Below are 14,794 nucleotides of genomic sequence, written 5' to 3' on the forward strand. Positions count from 1 at the left end.
TTGTTGATGAAAAAATGAGCAACACCGCTCCGAAACTGACACATGGGATGCGTCGAATTGATTTTCAATCGACCCGCCAGGCATCGTCCATGGCACCGCCCACTTTGCCTTTGACCGCCTCAAGTAGTTTTTGGGGATCGTAGCCCTTTCCGTCTTTGAAAACCAAGAACGGTTTTCGGATAACCCGGGGATCTTGCTCCAAGTCTCCATCAAGCAGAAGTAGGTTGGCACGCATTCCCGATTGAACTTTTCCGATATCCGTCCTTCCCAATAGCCGGGCCCCGTTGGCTGTCAGGATCTGTACCGCCACTTCTGGCTCGAATCCTGCCTCGATAAATAGCTCGTAATTCTTTTGGTCGCCGTATCCGGGCAATACGTGCAGACCGGGGTCAGGTCCCGCCGTCAAAAGCCCTCCGGCCCGGAAAAACGCCCGATCGAACTGCAGCGATCGAAGCAGCCAGGCTTCTTTAAAATACCCTTCGCTTCCGCGCGCCTCCCTTTCCTCCCGCCTGCGCTGATAAGCCCGGACATGAAAGGGGTCCATGGCTTCCAGGCTTGGTTGGTCGGCGTAGCCCCTGGCCTGGGCTTCCATAATGGCCGGGGTGCTGGAAATGGCCACCTCCCGATCGATCAGCAGCTGAATCAATTCCTGAACGGCCGGGTCGTTCGCATCCAGATTCGATCGGAAATCCGTGCTGCCCGAGCAGGTTCCCGGCACCCTTCCCGCTGCGAAGTCGAACGCATGAATAAAGCCGTGCTCGATGGCATCGATCCCGATTTGTGCTGCCTCGGCGTAGGTCGTTGCACAGAGGTGTACGGTGACTTTGGCCCCCTGCCGGTGTGCCTCGTCTACGATGATCCGAAGATCTTCCGGTCGGGTATTCCGGTACACTTTAAACCAAGCCACACCCTGTCGGGCCCAGTAGCGAATGCTGTCCCGAACTTGTTTTTCATTGGTGAAACGCACGAAATTATCCCTCCCCTCCGGCCCTGTAAAATAGGGAGAGGAGGGAATAATCTCCGGTCCCGGGTACCGTCCTTCCCCGATGGCGCGGGCCAATGCCAATTCTTCGGCCGGATGACCCGTCCCGCAGGTTTGGATGGTGGTGACGCCACAGGCCAGGTATAGCTTTGGGCCGGTGTAGCGCATGGCTCGCTGGGGCAAGCGGAGGTGGTTATGGGTGCCGATCAGGCCGGGCACCAGTGTCATGCCCGACGCATCCCAGGTTTCGTAACCTGCCGGTACAGCCAATTCTGCGCTAGCGCCTACTGCCAGAATGCGGCCGTTTTCGATCAAGACCGTTTGATTCAAACGGGCGGGACTGCCCGTACCGTCGAAGATTTTGGCATGGACCAGCGCAATGGACTCCGCGGCTGTTTTGAGGTAATGCCGATCCGTCTTGTCTACTACCGGGGGATGGTTGGAAACCAGGCTTAGCAATAGGTGTGCGAGTAGGTAAAGTCCGGTAATGGGGTTCATTTTTTTGCGGTGAATTCGTCCAGGGTATTTCCATCCAAGTCGTAGGCGTTGAATTGCATCCGGGTGGAATCAACCTGCAGTATGCCGTAATGGTGTTTTTTGATCAGCCGGTCCATTTGGGGTGCCTGCGATTGTTCGCCCTGGGGCTCCAGGCCTCCCCCGGCCCCGCCTACTACGAGAAAATGTACCGAATTACCGGAAAATTCCAGAGACAATCGCTCGTAATCGTGTGTATGGCCCGCTACGACGAGATCCACGAGACCTTGATGAAAAAAGGGTTCCAATAGCTGTCGAATCGTCCATTCCCCCGCGTAGGCAGGCCATCCCTGAGAATAGGGAGGCTGGTGCAGGAGCAGCATTTTCCACCGGGCATTTTGCCAGGCTTCGGACTGCATCTGTTTCTCCAGCCATTCCCGCTGCCGGGTACCTTCCGGAATGGATACGGGAAAATTTACGTTCGGATCCAGGCTAAGAATGGCCAGGGGACCAAAAACCTGCATGGCAAAGGTGGGCGTTTCCGGCAAAAACAGGTAGTGATGGAGCTGTCTGGCCTGCAAGTCGTCGTAATATCCGTCGTAATCGTGATTACCAGGCACGAGCAATTGGGGGGTTTGCATGCGGGAAAGCAGCTGCAAAAATCGCGGGTAGGCCCACGCTTCCGAACCATTGTTTACCAAATCTCCCGCACCAATACTGAGATCGACCTGCTTTGAACGAATGGAATCGGCAATTTTTCGAAAGGTTTTCCATCCCCCCTGCGAATCTCCCCATAGCGCCATGCGGATATTGGCCTCGGATGGATCCGGAGCGGTCAGGCTAAAATTCCCCTGATACGATTTGTTTTGGTGTAGGTCAAACGAAAACGTTTCTCCCGGATTTACTTGTTGGGTAAACACACCGTCGCTGGACGCCACCCGGAGTACCTCTCCGCCTTCGGTTCGCAGCAAGGCTGTCCCGGCAGATTCACTCACCCAGCGGATAAAGGGGATCCCAGCCGTTCCCCAGATCAGAACGGGTTCAGTAAATAAAATGGGGTATTCGGCCAAACGTTCTTTCAGTTCGGGGAAAGGCAATTCTTCGCATTTTTTCAGGTGTTCCGGGTCTTGCAGCAACTCCATTTTCCGGTCCGCCAGAAAGCCTTCCCGGATTTGGTCCCTCTTTTCCTGCCAGGCCAGGTAGTCTGCCTGAGAAAGAAAGTGCACCTGCCGCAAGCCTCCGGACATGGCATTGTTGACCACCCGAAGACCCAGCTCGGTTTTCCCGCTGGCAGGTACCACAAAATAATCCCCCTCCTCGGCTCGGCGAATACGCGTTCCGTTGAGCCAGCATTGAACGCCATCGTCTGCATCAATCAGCAGAACTCCAGGTTTCAGCATCCCTTCCCAGCGGTACCAAAGGGAATGATTGGGTAGGGGAAGGCGGTGGGGCAAGGATACGGGCTGGGGTTCTAAGAAACGATCGGGCCATTCCCGATCTATCCCGGGTAAGGAATCGCTGGCCAGATACATCCAGCCGGAATCCAGGGCCTGCAGCGCATCTTCTGGCAATCGGGGGTGAAAAAAACCTTCGGCCTTCCGATCATCGTGCAAAAAGACCTCTTTGAAGGTCGGGGTTTCGGGTCCGGAATGGCAGGCCGAAAAAACAAAAAGCAGGCATGCAAAGGCGATCCGAAAGCTCATGGCAACAGGGCGTCAATCGCGGAGTCTGCACCTTCTCCTGGATAAGACAATCCCAGCAGCTGGAAAATGGTCCTCGGAATCATTGCCGCATACAGTTGCGCATCGTTTTCTAACGCACCCAGGGCCGGGCTGTCGGGCCCGATCGCTGCTATCCAGATTTCACGGGAGCGGGGAATGGCCGTTCCATGGCCCGTCCAGGTAGCTTTGTCGACTCCTCTCCCATGATCCGTGGTGACGATCATCGTTGTTTTGTCTTTGTAGCCCGGAGTCGACTGAATGTATTCCCATAGATCCTTCAGGTACGCGTCAAATTGGCGAATGGAATGCAGGTATTCGTCGTAGCGGTTGTCGTGCGCCCAATCGTCGGGCTCTCCATAGGCGATCAACACTGCCCTGGGCCGCTGCTTTTTGATTGCTTCCATGGCATAGTGGTGGGTAAAGGGATCGAGCCTCACGCCTGCCCAGGGACCTCGAATTTCCTTCTGGAGGCGATTGATCAGACGTTCTCCTTCAGTCAGGTCGGGTCCCTGCGCCATGTCAAATCCGGCGTTGACGGGAATTCCGCTCCGCTCGGTATTGACAATATAGGGAAACACATCCCAGCTGCCAAAAGCCAATACCTTCCCCTGGTAGGCCGGCATCCGCTGCAGGTATTCAAGTAAGGTAACGTTCGGATTGTTGTTTTTATCGTTGGAATTGATGCGCGCATCATCTGCCCTACCGGTCAATATCTCGTTGTAACCCGGATAGGAAAAAAGCATGGTATTTCGCAAATCTACCCGATTACCCTGGTAACGATTGCCGTGGATTTGTCCCTCTTTGGCCAGCGTGGACCAGGTAAACGGCATCAGTAGTTCCCGGCGCCGCTCAGGATCTGTATCCCAGTATTCCTCAAGAAGTGCCCCTTGCTTTTCGATCATCCCGGTATCGTCGACGAAAAGGGAATCGGCGCCACGAAAAAGCTCCTGCCAACGCAGACCATCTACGGTGATAAGGAAAACGTTTTCTGTCTGAGTCGTTTTTTGTGCGTGGACAATGCAAAGCGGTAGCGTAAAGCCAATCAGGAGTAGGGATATTTTTTTCATCGGTTTATACGTGGTTTTTAGCGGGAGTACCTTAGCCCAGACCGTATACGCGGATAGCTTCTCACAGGGTTGGCGTTCATCCCACTGTGTGGGGCTGACGGCAGGTGCTGGTTTATCCGTTTAAATATAGGAATTTAGGCGGTTGAAATTCCCGTAAAGGGGATTTTTTCTGCCAATTTCATCCCTGGGATAGCGAAAAAAGATTCGACGATTCTTTTCAGCAGCAACCATTTGCTGCATCAAAAGTAGCGGTGAATTCAGCTACTACTCACCAGACGGAGCTTGTCGGGTTTTCAAAACCGTTGCGGTTACCAATAGCTGCCCCAAATGCCGCTGGCTGTGTTCGGCAGCATGAAAATAGAGACCCAGGACCGTGCTTGGGAGTTTTTTTCGGCCCACCAGACGGGACTGCCGAAGTGTGGGCTCGCTGCTTCGTTTAAAAATTTCCAGCGTCTCCAATACCTTTTGCTCAAAGCGATAAACAAGGGATTCGCTGCTGAGATCCGGGTGGGGTTTCGACTCGCGCTGGAGGTATTCCAGTTGGGCCTCATTCAATTGCTTTCCATCTGCATAGGTAAGCAAGCGGTCCAGTACGCCAGCTAGGTGCAGCAGATGGAATCCTACCGAAGCCCTTCCTGCGGTACGTTCCCACAAACGTTCTTCAGGAAAATCCTGCAAGCAGGCAGGTACCTCTTCCAGGGTTTGTAGCAAGGCATGGGCTGCCGGCTGCAAAAGAAACGGGATATCGGGAATGGGTCCGCGCAACCATACTTCGGGCTTACTCATGAGTTTCTGGCTTGACTGGTTTGTGCAGGTGTGTATCCATCAGGCGTGGAAGAAGAAATACTTACCTTCGGCTATCAGTGCCTGAGCAATATCTCTTCTGAGCTTGGTAGGATTGATTTGCTCTCCGTAGCGGGTAAATCGCTTCAATCCCAGCAGAAGAAATTTTTGTTCGTCTCCGGTAGCGAACGATAGAATGGCTTCCTTCCCGGCTGCCTGAATTCGTTCAACGGCTTCATACAAGTACACAGTACTTACGGCACGCTGGTAGTTCACCGCTTCTTCGCCTTTTTCGGCGAGAAGTTTTTCCGTACGCAGCAGGGTGGATTCGGCCGCGTAGATTTCGATCAGGATATCGGCCAGGTGCATCAATAACTCTTGCTCCCGCTCCAGTTTTTCACCCAGGCTATTGGTGGCCTGTCCGCCGATCATCAAAAATACTTTTTTCAGATTTTTCAGCAGCTCTTTTTCCGCTGAAAACGGTTGGGAAAAATCGGGTTGGGAAAAGTCCGGTACACCCTTCAGTTCTTCCGCCACCTCTTTGGCAGCTCCCATAATGGCCAGTTCCCCTTTCAAAGCCCGTTTGAGCAACATGCTTACCATTAGCATCCGGTTAATCTCGTTGGTCCCTTCGTAAATTCGGGAAATACGCGCATCCCGGTAGGCCCGTTCCATGGGAGCTTCCGCAGAATAGCCCATGCCTCCGTAGATCTGTACACCCTGATCCACGACGTAATCCAGCACCTCGGAGCCATGTACTTTTGCAATGGCACACTCAATGGCAAATTGCTCCACGCCTTTTAAGCGGGCCTTTGCCGGATCCATGCCTTCCGCTTCCAGCGCGTCAATGCGGTCTTCGATATCCTGACCCGCCCGGTAACAGAGGGATTCGCAAGCGTAGGTGCGAATCGCCATTTCAGCCAGCTTGGCTTGTATGGCACCAAATGAATCAATGGTAACACCAAACTGTTTTCGTTGGGAAGCATAACGGATGGCGAGACCCAATACCCGACGGCAACCACCCAACACCCCGGCACCCAATTTGATGCGGCCAATATTCAGAATGTTTACTGCGATTTTAAACCCATTGCCCCGTTCGGAAAGCATATTTTCCACCGGTACCGGGCAATCATTAAAAAATACCTGGCGGGTAGAACTGCCCTTAATGCCCATTTTGTGTTCTTCTTCGTTCATGGAGATTCCGCCAAACCCTTTTTCTACCAAGAACGCGGACAGGTTGGCATCGTCTTCCACCTTTGCAAAAACGATGAAAAAATCTGCAAATCCTGCATTGGAAATCCACATTTTCTGTCCGTTGATCAGGTAATGGGTCCCTTCTGGATTTAGGGTAGCCTTTGTTTTCCCGCTATTCGCATCCGAACCTGCATCCGGCTCGGTAAGGCAATAGCAGGCAGCCCATTCGGCATTGGAAAGCTTGGGAAGGTATTTTTCTTTTTGGGCATCATTTCCGTAGTACAATACAGGAAGTATGCCGATTCCAGTGTGCGCGCCATACGTCGTGGAAAACGAACCGGCGGCTCCAATGATATCGGCTATTAGCATGGAGGTGTTGAAGCTCATCCCCAATCCCCCATAGGTTTCGGGAACGGAAATGGCCAGTAGGCCCAATTCCCCCGCCTTTTTCAAAATGGAAGGCACCAAATCCGGATGCTCCATGCTATCAATTTCGTCCATTCGGGCCAGGATTTCCCGATCCATAAAATCCTGGCAGGCTTCCGCCATCATCATTTGTTCTTCACTAAATGATTCTGGAATAAAAATATCGGTGGCCGCGGTTTCCTTGATAAGGAATTCGCCACCATTCAAACTGTTTTTCTTGCGTAATTCTTCCATAGTTTGTTCATTTAGTAACCTACATTGGCTTCAAACTGCTGTGGTGTTCGGTATTTCAATAGCGCTCGAAGACGCCAGCTACCCCTTGCCCACCTCCAACACAGGCGGTTACCAGTCCGTATTTTTTCTGGCGTTTTTTCAATTCATTCAGTATCTGAACCGATAGCTTGGCACCGGTACAACCCAATGGATGCCCCAATGCAACGGCTCCCCCGTTTACGTTGACGATGTCCGGATCAAAATCCAATGCCCGGATTACGGTCAATGCCTGAGCTGCGAACGCTTCATTCAATTCGATCAAATCGATGTCCTGCAACGATAGCCCTGCTTGCTTCAGGGCTTTGGGGACGGCATACTTGGGTCCGATTCCCATGATTCGGGGCTCAACGCCTGCTACCGAATAGGAAAGTAGGCGAGCCATGGGTTCCAGGCTCAGTTCTTTCATCATTCGTTCCGACATCACCACCACAAAAGCGGCGCCATCAGATGTCTGGGAAGAGTTGCCGGCGGTAACCTGTCCTCCTTGTTTAAACACCGGTTTCAATTTTGCCAATACTTCCATACTGGTCCCCGGTCGGGGTCCTTCGTCTGTGTCCACGGTAAACGTCCGCGTCTGTCTTTTTTCGTTGGCATCCAGGTAGGTTTCTTCCACTTTCACGGGCACAATCTCGTCTTTGAAACGTCCTTCCCCGATGGCTTTTAAGGCCTTTTCATGGGATTGGACAGAAAATTGATCGGAATCTTCCCTACTCACCTGGTAATCTTTGGCCAATTCTTCGGCTGTCAATCCCATACTTAGGTAATAATCCGGGTTTTGCCGGGCTATGGAATAATTTAAGGCTGTCTTGTGTCCCATCATTGGCAACAGGGACATGGATTCCGTCCCGCCAGCAATGATGCAATCTGCCATGCCCATGTTGATCTTTGCGGTTGCCAATGCGATCGCCTCCAAGCCGGAACCACAATAGCGATTGACTATAAAACCGGGAGTTTCTTCTCCAAGGGCAAGCAGGGAGATCATTCGCCCCATCTGCATCCCTTGTTCCGCCTCGGGAATGGCATTTCCTACGATCAGGTCGTCCACCCGTTTACTTTCCAAACCCGGTGTATGGGCGAGTAGGTATTTGATAACATCCGCCGCCAGGTCGTCCGGACGGTAGAATCGAAAACTGCCTTTCTTTGCTTTTCCTACTGCGGATCTGTAACCGTTTATGATGTATGCATCCATTTTTTCTTCGTTTGGTGTGGCACTAGTTTGTCGGTAAACTGAATGTGCTGCCGACCCCTTGCTTCCAAAGCAAAAACCAGGGAAGAGCTAACTCCGGTTTCAGTTGACCGTTTTTTCGGTGAATCAGTTTCTTAAGGGTTTGCCTTTAAACAAAATGCTGTGAATCCGTTCGAGTGTTTTCTGCTCCCCTGTCAAACTCAGAAAAGCTTCCCGCTCCAAATCCAATAGGTAACGTTCGCTTACGGTTATCGGTGCGGACAAGTCCCCACCACTCATGACCCAGGCCAATTTTTGCGCAATCTTCGCATCGTGTTCGGAAATGTACTTGCCGTAACGCATGCCCGTAATGCCGGCTTCGATCAAGGCCAGGGACGATTTTCCCAGAACACGGATCGCGGTATTTTCTACCGGCTGTGTATAGCCTGCATCGGCAAGCAACAATACCTGTTCTTTCGCTGCCGCAAGCTGCCGCTTTCTATTTATTGACACGGCATCTTTTTGTTCCAGGTAACCGAGGGATCTTGCCTCCGCCGCAGAAGTGGATACCTTTGCCGTTGCGATATTCATAAAGACTTCCTGCAGCCGGTTCAATTCCACATCTCCGGCGACCAAGTTTTTTGACACCCTGGCTACCATTTCTTTGGTACCTCCTCCAGCTGGAATCAAGCCAACACCTACTTCTACCAGGCCCATGTACAATTCGGCATGGGCTTGAATTTTGTCGGCATGTAAGGAAAGTTCGCATCCTCCGCCAAGCGCCATATTATGAGGTGCGACCACTACCGGGACAGAAGAGTACCGGGCACGCATCATCGTATTTTGAAACTGGGCGATCATCAGATTGATCTCATCGAAATCCCTATCTCCTGCAAACATGTAGAGCATGGCCAGATTGGCCCCCGCAGAGAAGTTGGCGCCCTCATTACCGATTACCAGTCCTTTGTAGGATTTCTCTGCCATGCTAATGGCCGTGTTAATCCCGGCTACCACTTCTTGACCGATGGAATTCATTTTCGTATGAAATTCCAGACCGAGTACATCGTCACCCAAATCAAATAACGTTGCACCCTCATTTCCCCAGACTTTCTTACCAGCCGCTTTCAACGTATCCAGCAGTATAAATTCCTCCAGTCCGGGAATTTCCTTATAAGCCTTGGAGGTCTGGTCGTAGTAATGGCGCTTGCCGTCTTCCACTTTGTAAAACGACCCAATCCCCGCTTCAATCATTTCGTAAACCCAGGGCGCCGGCTTTTGCCCAGCTGCTTCCATTTTAGAAAGCGTGTCTTTGACACCTAAAATATCCCAGTTTTCGAAAGGTCCGTATTCCCAACCAAAACCTGCAGATACGGCCTGATCTATGCGGTACAACTCATCGGCTATTTCAGGAATGCGGAAAGAACAATAGCGAAATAGATCGTAAAATGTGGCCCGGTAAAATTCTCCGGCCTTGTCCTGGTAATTTACCAAAAACCGTATCCGCTCTTTTAACTGATCGATCCCTTTAGCCTTTTCCAGGGCTTCTATTTTTGGTTTTTCAGCCGGTTTGTATTCATACGTCTGAAAATCAATTTCTTTTAATTCTTTTTGTCCGTTTTCATGCCGAATCATGTGAAAGAAACCCTTTCCACTTTTGTCGCCGTACCAGTTGTTTTCACTCAGCACCTGCACACTTTTGGGGAGTTTGAAGGCATCACGTGATTCATCGTGCTCAAGTACCTTGTAAAGATTCGTCGCCACATGTACTGTGGTATCTAATCCGACGACATCCAGCGTTCTAAAAGTGGCCGATTTTGCTCGTCCTATCACCGTTCCCGTCATTTTGTCCACTTCGGATACGCCTAGTCCCATTTTTTCTATCTGGTGGATAGCTGCCATGATCGCATATACTCCTATCCGGTTGGCGATAAAAGCAGGTGTGTCTTTGCAAAGCACTGTTTCCTTTCCCAAATACCGACTTCCATAATCCATCAAAAAAGACACATGTTCGGGCAGGGTAGCCGGACCTGGAATAATTTCCAACAACTGCAAATACCGGGGTGGGTTAAAAAAGTGCGTTCCGGCAAAACACTCCTGAAAATCCCGGGAACGGGAGTCAGCCATTAAATGAATGGGTATACCCGAAGTGTTGGAGGTAATTAATGTTCCCGGTTTACGATGTTTCTCGACCTTTTCAAAGAGACCCTGTTTTATTTCTAAATTCTCGATGATCACTTCAATGATCCAATCACAGGCGGAGATGCCCGATAGGTCATCGTCAAAATTTCCGGTTTTTATCCGCTTAGCGTCGTCGGACAAATAAATGGGTGAGGGCTTTGACGCAAGGGCTTGCTGCAACGCCTCGTTGACTATGCGATTCCGTACGGCTTTGTCCTCCAGAGTCAAGCCCTTTTCCTGCTCTTTTTCGGAGGGGGCCTTGGGTACCATGTCTAACAGCAAGACTTCCACCCCGATATTTGCAAAATGACAGGCGATTCTCGATCCCATTATTCCGGAACCTAAAACAGCTACTTTTTTAATCGTTTGTTTCATGTGTTTATAATTGTCCCTAAGTTGCCACATGGAATCTCGCATGCTTTCTAATCATCCCTCCGTGGGTCGCTTGCGTCATGCCTGCCTGTCCGGTAGGCAGGCTAGATTTCATGTGTTTATAATTGTTTTTAATGGTCAGATGCCTGTCCCGATCACATCGAGGGAATCTTCGCATGGTTAGTAATCGCTCCTCTGTGTGACGGGAACGTCAGGCCTGCCTGTCCAGTAGGCAGGCTCGATTTCATCTGTTTATACTTGTTTTTAATGGTCAGATGCCTGTCCCGATCACATCGGGGGAATCTTCGCATGGTTAGTAATCGTTCCTTTGTATGCCGTTTGCGTCATGCCATGCCTGTCTGCTAAGCAGGCTAGATTTCAAGTATAGTTTGGGTATTTTCGGCAAATCACGTCCAATACCTGCGGTTATTTTTGAATCAAGTCTATTACTCGATGAAGTTTATCAAACAATGAAAAGAAGTTCGTCATCTCCTTTTCTGTTAACGCATTCCGCACTTTTTCGTTAAACTCTTTTATCGTTTTTACCGCTACTACCTTTTTTTGCTTTCCCAGATCGGTTAAGAAAATACGAACCGAGCGCCTATCCAGCTCATCGGGTTGTTTGAGTATCAATTTTCGCTCCTCCATTGACTTTAGGATCCGTGTCAGACTTCTGCTTTCCAATCCCATCATGGGAGCTATTTTCGTCGCTGCTGTTCCCTCCGTAGAGTGGATATTTATCAATACAAACCCCATGGATGCGGTAATTCCTTCCTTTTGCGCTTGCTGGTTGTAAATTCTAGAAATGGAGTGCCAACAGGTTTTAATATGGTAATCGATGGTTTCTTCTTTTTTCATCGTGACATTGATTCCATCAATTTACAAAAAATAATTAGGCATGCATAATAAATAGGCTCTTTTTCTGCAGATGAATTCGTTTGCATCAGAGCTGTGACTGTGCCCCTCGAAAAACAGCTGGTTCAAACAAAAATCGTTTACCTTTTGCAAAAGACTGAACGGATGCTGTAGCTTTTGTACCAGCTTTTTTGTTAAAAAGCCAATGATCAAAAATGAGCGGCGCATTAGGCTTATGCACATCTCTATTGTAATTTGAGTTTTAATCTTAAAGAAAATAGTTGGTACTATTAAGGAGTGGATAAGTGGGTAACTGAATGGATATAGCGGTTGTTGACAGTTTGTTGGTGTTAGGCAGTGTGTACGCACATATTATCCACCGTAGTTGTTTGGGTAAATTTCTTGAAATGAGTAGGTTATTTCATTGGTGGGTGGAATGTGGAAAAAAAGGGTAAGGGCTTATCTGGATAACGTTTTGTGGGTAGGTTGGTGGAAACCTGTTTATAAATGGAGGATTATCCCCAGCAAATTTCTCGTGTCTTTTTTCGTGTTGTTCCGGGGTAGTTGCGGTGTGTACGGCAGCATGAGTTTGTAAAGTTATCCCCGTTGGCCTGGTGGTTGTCAACACTTTTAGAAATGGGTGTCTATATACCTTATATTATTGATAGTCAATTGTTTAGATCTTCTTCGGTAATATCTAGTACATCTAGAGGGATTTTAATCGGTTGGTGCTTGTGGAGTACAGGTTCCGGTCGCGGGAATCCGGTTTTTGGTCGTGGGCTAATAAGCAGGTCTTCTAATGTCCAGCCCCCACGTACAATTAATTCCTCGCTCTCTGTCTCTGGATCGTAGAAATAATATATCGGCTCAGGCTGGACCGATCGACGATAGTTACCGGGGTCCCATCGTTTATTGCGGTTGAGATCAACAATAACCTGGATCTTGTAGGTGGTGGCTTCAATGCCGGTGAAAGAAAAAGTATTTGTATCAATGAGGTAGCGTTCAGCTACCAGGTTGCCGTTTCGATCGAGGAGTTGAACAATAAGCGGTCTTTCGTTCGTGGCCACCGTGCCCGATATGCCGTCAGCGAGGTTATCTGTTTTTAATTTGGAATAGGTCGCCTTTACCGGTTCTGAGTTCCATTGGTCGTCAATGTCCTGGAAGGTGGAATCGCTTGCGTGTAATGTAAGGGTATTTATGGTAAGTGTATCTGCTAATGGGTGGGTAATTATCAGTTCGGTTCGGGTTTTACTGCTGTCGGTAAGGCTGGTCATGTTAGGCGTTATCGGGATTCTTCCAGCGGTGTCGTAAGAGAAGTAAAGGGAGTCATACGCTATTCGATACAAAGGTTTATTGAATGTGAGAACAGCCTTTACTTCATTCAAGTAGTCGGTTCCAGTATTGGTGGTTATTTGTAAAGCTTCCTTGTTTCGGTCACTTTCCAGAAAAGTTGCGTACAAGAGGGTGTCTAGTTGGGTGCCAATGGAATCGGTGAGCTGAATGCGAACCTGTGTGCTGTCTTGACGAAGGTTCCTATGGTAAAGGCGCAGGGTATTTTCTTTGATTCGGTAAAAAAGGCTCTGGTTTTTCTCGGGATGGTCAATGGATAAATCTACGATCGGTTTACTGAGTAGGATGTCGTAGTTTGTCCCGCTGCTGGAAGATCGATTGATTTTTAGTTCGGAGAGATTGGCTTTCGAAAGGTTGATGTGCAGGTTTTCTAGGTTGGTGTTAATGGTAAGTGTGTCGTTGACGAACCCATATGCTTCGTTCCGGTATTCGGCCTTTGATGAGTTATTATCGTCGTACCAGGCATATGCTCGAAATTTACCTGACTTGATGTTGGTGATGGTAAAGTTTCCTGCTGAGTCCGGTTGGGTGATATAGTAAGGAGTTGCCGTAAACAGGTCCGTTGTGTCCGAGGCGCGGTAAAGCCCTACCAGTACATCCTCGACGTTCGGTCGGTCATAGGGTTGTATAAAATCGACGGTGCCCGATAGTGTAAGGCTATCAATAGTGGGACCCGTAGAAAAGACGAGTTTAAGGCGTTCTGCGGGGTTCTTTTCGGTTATGTCCTGGACACTTTTTTGGAAGTTAAACAGGTAGGTGGTGGTGTCTTCCAGTTCCTGATTTAATGTGATGGTCACGCGATTTTTGTTAGCCAGGAATTCGACCTTATCGGTATCGATTTTTGGAGTAATAATAATGGACTGGCTGGGATTTTCCAGGTTAACGTATTCGTCAAAATCGAGGGTGATCTCTTTAGGTTTCACGTTCGTGCTTTGATCCGCTGGAGTAGAACCGAGCAAAATAGGAGGGTCTTCGTCTTTAGGTCCGCCCATCGGTGAGCTTTGCTTGGCGCAAGCGCTCAGTAGGAGTAGGAATGTATAAGCCAGCAGGTATCGTAGTGCGATTGTCATTTCTTTTTTAGGACAAAAAGTAAACTGGAATAATTAGTTGCGTTTTTTTTGGCTTCCCGGTTAGAACGATATCCCTCCCTGATTGCCTTGTAAAAACGGTTTGGTGATCCGATGTACTGATGGCTGAGTAAGGAAACGTAATAGGCATCGAATTTCATTGGTAGGATTTCGACGATCCTACAGCCGTGTCGTTCGGCCAGGTGCTGCATGGAACGGGTATTGAAATGGTAGAGGTGTCGGGGTACATCCCATGCCGCCCAGTTTTCCTTGAATGCAGTGGCGTCAGCTGAATCCCTATTAGGAACGGCGATGAAAAGGAGGCCTCTTTTTTTCAAGCGATCCAGGAGTAGTTTCAGTGTTTTGTTCAGTGAATGTATGTGTTCGAGTACATGAAATAGGGTAATGATATCAAATTTCTTTTGCTGTGCGAGCGCAGGTAAATCGGCAATTAATGGTATTCCCAGGGTATTTGTTGCAATTGCTGCAGCGGTTGGGTTGGGTTCGATTCCGAAGGCATTCCACCCGTTGGTCTGGCAGGCTTTGACAAAGTGACCTACGCCGCAGCCAAAGTCGAGTAGTCTTCCTTTCCTCGGATACCGGTCGGTAATCCACCGCATCTTCTGGCGCATGGTATACCTTCGAACAAGCTTATAGACCAGATCGGTTATTCCTTTGCTTTGTTTTTGATGGGAAATGTATCGATCAGAGGAATAGTAGTGGATACTGTTTTCGGGGTCTGGGCGGGGGTTGGTAAACCACAGCTCGCAATTCTTACAGGCACAGATGATAAACGATTCCTTACTTATGGCTTTATCCTCTACGATGATGTGATTAATAAATAGCCCGCTTTTGCACAATGGGCATTTGGTTAATCGTTCGTACAT

At 49.3% G+C, this 14,794-nt stretch carries 10 protein-coding genes; all 10 read right to left on the reverse strand.

All coding sequences use genetic code 11. From position 1 onward, the window contains the following. Nucleotides 1–64 precede the first annotated feature (64 nt). The 10 genes from GCU44_RS08555 to GCU44_RS08600 all read right to left on the reverse strand — a co-directional run bounded on the left by GCU44_RS08555 (nt 65) and on the right by GCU44_RS08600 (nt 14,794). A complete protein-coding gene (locus GCU44_RS08555) occupies nt 65–1,480 on the reverse strand; it encodes an amidohydrolase family protein (RefSeq protein ID WP_154855912.1) in 1,416 nt (471 codons plus the stop codon). Further along, nucleotides 1,477–3,159, reverse strand: a complete 1,683-nt coding sequence (locus tag GCU44_RS08560; protein ID WP_154855914.1) for a metallophosphoesterase family protein — start codon at nt 3,157–3,159, stop codon at nt 1,477–1,479. The genes GCU44_RS08555 and GCU44_RS08560 overlap by 4 nt, the downstream gene beginning before the upstream one ends. Next, entirely contained in the window at nt 3,156–4,244 is a 1,089-nt protein-coding gene (locus tag GCU44_RS08565) for an alkaline phosphatase family protein (RefSeq protein ID WP_154855916.1), read from the reverse strand. Before GCU44_RS08565 ends, GCU44_RS08560 begins: the two co-directional genes overlap by 4 nt. A gap of 264 nt (nt 4,245–4,508) precedes the next feature. Then, nucleotides 4,509–5,030 carry a DinB family protein gene (locus tag GCU44_RS08570; protein ID WP_154855918.1) on the reverse strand — a complete coding sequence of 174 codons (522 nt, stop codon included), beginning with the start codon at nt 5,028–5,030 and terminating at the stop codon, nt 4,509–4,511. Nucleotides 5,031–5,069: 39 nt separating this feature from the next. Next, complete coding sequence (locus GCU44_RS08575; RefSeq protein WP_154855920.1) at nt 5,070–6,881, reverse strand: acyl-CoA dehydrogenase family protein; 1,812 nt, start codon at nt 6,879–6,881, stop codon at nt 5,070–5,072. A gap of 55 nt (nt 6,882–6,936) precedes the next feature. Further along, nucleotides 6,937–8,109, reverse strand: coding sequence for a thiolase family protein (locus GCU44_RS08580; protein WP_154855922.1), 1,173 nt, complete (start codon nt 8,107–8,109; stop codon nt 6,937–6,939). Between the two features lie 123 nt (nt 8,110–8,232). Beyond that, a complete protein-coding gene (locus GCU44_RS08585) occupies nt 8,233–10,638 on the reverse strand; it encodes a 3-hydroxyacyl-CoA dehydrogenase/enoyl-CoA hydratase family protein (protein ID WP_154855924.1) in 2,406 nt (801 codons plus the stop codon). Between the two features lie 423 nt (nt 10,639–11,061). After that, on the reverse strand, nt 11,062–11,493 hold the full coding sequence (locus tag GCU44_RS08590; RefSeq protein WP_154855926.1) for a MarR family winged helix-turn-helix transcriptional regulator: 432 nt from the start codon (nt 11,491–11,493) through the stop codon (nt 11,062–11,064). Nucleotides 11,494–12,158: 665 nt separating this feature from the next. Continuing rightward, the gene (locus tag GCU44_RS08595; protein ID WP_154855928.1) at nt 12,159–13,910 is read right to left on the reverse strand and encodes an Ig-like domain-containing domain; all 1,752 of its coding nucleotides are present in this window, start codon (nt 13,908–13,910) and stop codon (nt 12,159–12,161) included. After that, a complete protein-coding gene (locus GCU44_RS08600) occupies nt 13,907–14,794 on the reverse strand; it encodes a class I SAM-dependent methyltransferase (RefSeq protein WP_154855930.1) in 888 nt (295 codons plus the stop codon). Before GCU44_RS08600 ends, GCU44_RS08595 begins: the two co-directional genes overlap by 4 nt.

The sequence above is a fragment of the Cyclobacterium xiamenense genome (genome assembly GCF_009467825.1).
Classification (GTDB): domain Bacteria; phylum Bacteroidota; class Bacteroidia; order Cytophagales; family Cyclobacteriaceae; genus Cyclobacterium; species Cyclobacterium xiamenense.